This is a genomic window from Prevotella pallens ATCC 700821, from assembly GCF_000220255.1.
Lineage (GTDB): Bacteria > Bacteroidota > Bacteroidia > Bacteroidales > Bacteroidaceae > Prevotella > Prevotella pallens.
In genome coordinates, this window is sequence record NZ_GL982513.1 from 669,137 (window position 1) to 672,640 (window position 3,504).

Below are 3,504 nucleotides of genomic sequence, written 5' to 3' on the forward strand. Positions count from 1 at the left end.
TAATGCGCAAACTCTAAAAGGTAGAATTATTGAAGCCAATTCCTCTCAAACTCCAATAGAGTTTGCTACAGTCTGCCTTTATAATAATGAAAAGAAAATAGTTCTATCTTCGCAAACAGATAAAAATGGAGAATTTATTTTTCATGTTGATAAATTACAGCTCAAAGAAGTCTATGAACTACATGCTTTATATATAGGTTACCAGTCTATAATAATGAAAATAGTTTACAAACGTTGAGTGATATGGGAATAAGTTGTTTGTAGAAGACGGAAGGACATGGTAAATATTTGCCTTTTCTGCATTCTTATCTTGTGCTTTATCCCTTTATGTGAGACCGTCCGATTTTGGACAGTCATACCTTACAAGTGTATAAGCCTTTGTTCTTTTTCCAATCTACGTATTTAACGGGAGAGCCACAATGAGAACTATTTTTATATTATACTCTCTTTATAAATGTGTTCTCTACATTCTTATTCAGTAAAGGTTCCAGATGAAAAAAGAGAGGCTTGGTATTGTTTCCAGCCTCTCTTTTACTTACATTATTGTGGGGACCTATTCAAATTTCTGTACCTGCATGCCTACATAACGTTCATAGTAACTACGTACATAGACATTATCCATGTTCGATTCATCTATCGTAAAGCGAAGACAGTTGGCTGATATAACTTTACCATAACCTGCATTTCTGTCACCATTGTTAACTGGATTTGGTGTACTTGCCCAGTAATAGCCACTAACTCCTAAACCGGTTAATTTCCCATCAACGTATTTTCCAAGTGCTGGAAGATAGAAATAACTACTTCTTACTGATGCTTCTGGTTTGCCAGAGATTGGTACACTATATGGAATATCTTTACCTAAATTCCACGTAAATGCACTTGGATAGCTCATCGTAGAAATAAAACCTGGAATTTTGCTCTGTTTCTTTATCCAGATGCCTCCTACATAAAGATGGTTTGCAAATACCCATAAAGTTTTGTTATCCACCTGTGGAGATCCTCCTTCAATATACCATGTAAGTGCTTCGAAGGTCGGCTGATTCTGGCATGAGTTTGTAGCCATTGTCTTGACATATTTCTCGAATACAGTATTGTACCATCTTGAGTCCGCTGATGATTTTGCATAGTTTGTATTTACAGCGTTGTTGAGTAAAGGCTGACTGCTCTCATACCCATTCCAATAATTGCTCTTTGCATCCCACATGTAATAATTGGTCTTGCGAGAAGTATATGTCGCCATGCCAAGGTCAGTCTTGATTACCTTATTCTTTCCAGCAGTACAATTTATACCACTATATGTATATGAAATAGTGCTTTTTGTACCAGTTACAGAATCATATAGAGTATAAGTAACCTTAAAGGTTGAGTAACTTCCTGGAGCTACAACCATTATGGCTGCATTCTTAGATGCTGTAGCGGTAGTAGGAATAGGGAAACCAGTTGTTGGACTTGTTCCGTTCAAAGTCAAGGTTACGCTGTTAGAAGAACTATTTGCAGCTTCTAAACCGCTGTCGCTAAAATTGAACGTTCCAGCAAGCTTTTCACCGTTAGCCGCTTCAACTTTGATTTGTGTTACTACAGCAGAAGCATCCAACGCCTCTTTTGAGTAGTATGGCATAAATGTTATGTACGAAGCCTTATGACTGAGAGTAAACTTATAGGATCCATCTGTTTGGCGTGTTGCAGTTCCGACACCGCAGTCTCCAACAGTTCCTAACTGAGTTGCATTGTTGGCTTCGTCCTGATTCTGACTTGTTGCTATTGTAACAGTGTTACCTGAAGTGTTTGCGTTTCCTGTGTATCTAACAGGATAGCTCTCTGCCGTATAAGTTCCATCGAAATAGAACTTTGCAGAAGCTGTTGTTGATGTAATATTATTTGAACTACTTGCTGTTAGTGTAGGAGATGTTGCAGAGCCACTATTTACCCAAATATTGTCGTTTGTAGTCCAGTAGAAATCTACCCCTGAACCATCATAAACGCCTGAGGTACGTGTCTTAGCCTCTGAAGAGAAAGAAGTCTTACCTGTTAAATCCTTATTCTCAGCACTATTGCTAGAATCCGCGTCACTTACATTGTCATTAGAACAAGCCGTCAGCCCCATAAGCAAGCATGTAGCAAACAAACTTGTGAACTTGTTAATCTTCATAATTCTTATTGATAATTATTTTGAGTTAATCTGGGTCAACATCATACGAGTTAGTGTTGTCATCTTCTGCCTTTTTGTGATCAGAATCAAAGGGTGAGTTTGTACCCATGATTGGTTCTGCCGATACAGGAATAACTGAAAGCTCGGGGCAACAGTATTCCTTTTTTACATAATTTTTTCTTTGCATATCTGTTTTTTATATGATTATATCCTCTCTAATCTACATGCGGCATCTCTGTAAATCACATTATTTATTGATAGACATCATCGAATTAGTAGGGCAAAAGTATTTATACTTTTTTAGATAAACAAGTTTACCCCACCGATTTAGATAATAAAAATTGTATTTATAAAATATTAACTTAGACTTCTTATCTTCTGCTACATTTTTGGCGTATAGGTCACATTTTTACCATAAGTCTCTTACATCAAAACTATTCGATAAAAATATAGCTGCCAGAAAGAACTTGCCTTCTAACAGCTATATGATATTACCTAAAATCTAATCGTTTACATTTTTCAATTATTTTATGTTTTGAACTAATCGGCTCATACATCCCTGATTAGAAACGGACCTATCATTCGACCTAATATATGTGTATGTAAATCTTATATGCGCCACGCTGTTTGTGTTATAAGAAGAAGTGGAGAAAAGAATCCATCAAAACTTATTTTCCTGTCATTGCTATCATCATCTTTAAACATGTAATCATTTAATATTTACTCTATTACGCGAATTGTTAAAAGTGACAGCAACTTAAAACTAAAACTAACTGTATATAAATAGTCGTTCCTTAAAAACTATATTTCAGCATAAAGCCTGTACTGACAAGCTCTATGCTGATTCTTTTTATAAGGTCCAAAAGAACTCTCATAGCTCTTTTGAAGTTATATGCTGCCGCAGCTAATAATACATTGATAGCATCTCCTTTCACACCTTTATAAAAGTTGCGAGATAATCTATGGTCTGGGGTTATGCAACTTCGCATCTGTAGGATAGGTTATATTCTTCTCCTGTACGGTAGAATCAATGAAAGCCGTATCAAAATGATCTTCGTCATCATGGTCGGTATTAACGCGGATACTTTCTGCTAATATTAACTCTATACCTTCCTCACCTATACGATTTCTGAAGTGAACTAACTCGGAAGCGTCACAGGGTTGTTTGGGCATAAATTCAAGTCCACCACAAAAATATTGATAGTAAGCATTCTCACTCCATTGAGAAACCACCATTTCATCTGAAACATTACGCAAATGTTTTAAGATTAAAAGACCACACATCAAGCGAATAGGATGAGCGGGGCGACCATTAGTATTGCAATACAATGGAGAAAAAGCATTTTCAAAACACT

3 protein-coding genes and 1 pseudogene are annotated in these 3,504 nt (G+C 36.3%); 1 reads left to right on the forward strand and 3 read right to left on the reverse strand.

From position 1 onward, the window contains the following. A partial coding sequence (locus tag HMPREF9144_RS02565) for a carboxypeptidase-like regulatory domain-containing protein (protein WP_006044275.1) occupies positions 1-238 on the forward strand: 238 nt, incomplete at its 5' end. A gap of 315 nt (positions 239-553) precedes the next feature. Here HMPREF9144_RS02565 and HMPREF9144_RS02570 read toward each other — a convergent pair. The 3 genes and pseudogenes from HMPREF9144_RS02570 to HMPREF9144_RS02575 all read right to left on the reverse strand — a co-directional run. After that, positions 554-2,149 (reverse strand): fimbrillin family protein, encoded by a 1,596-nt coding sequence (locus HMPREF9144_RS02570; RefSeq protein WP_006044276.1) that lies wholly within the window; start codon positions 2,147-2,149, stop codon positions 554-556. A gap of 25 nt (positions 2,150-2,174) precedes the next feature. After that, positions 2,175-2,336: a hypothetical protein gene (locus HMPREF9144_RS13490; protein ID WP_169310312.1), complete on the reverse strand. Its 162-nt coding sequence runs from the start codon at positions 2,334-2,336 to the stop codon at positions 2,175-2,177. A gap of 788 nt (positions 2,337-3,124) precedes the next feature. After that, a pseudogene (locus HMPREF9144_RS02575) lies at positions 3,125-3,504 on the reverse strand (transposase); the annotation flags it as partial.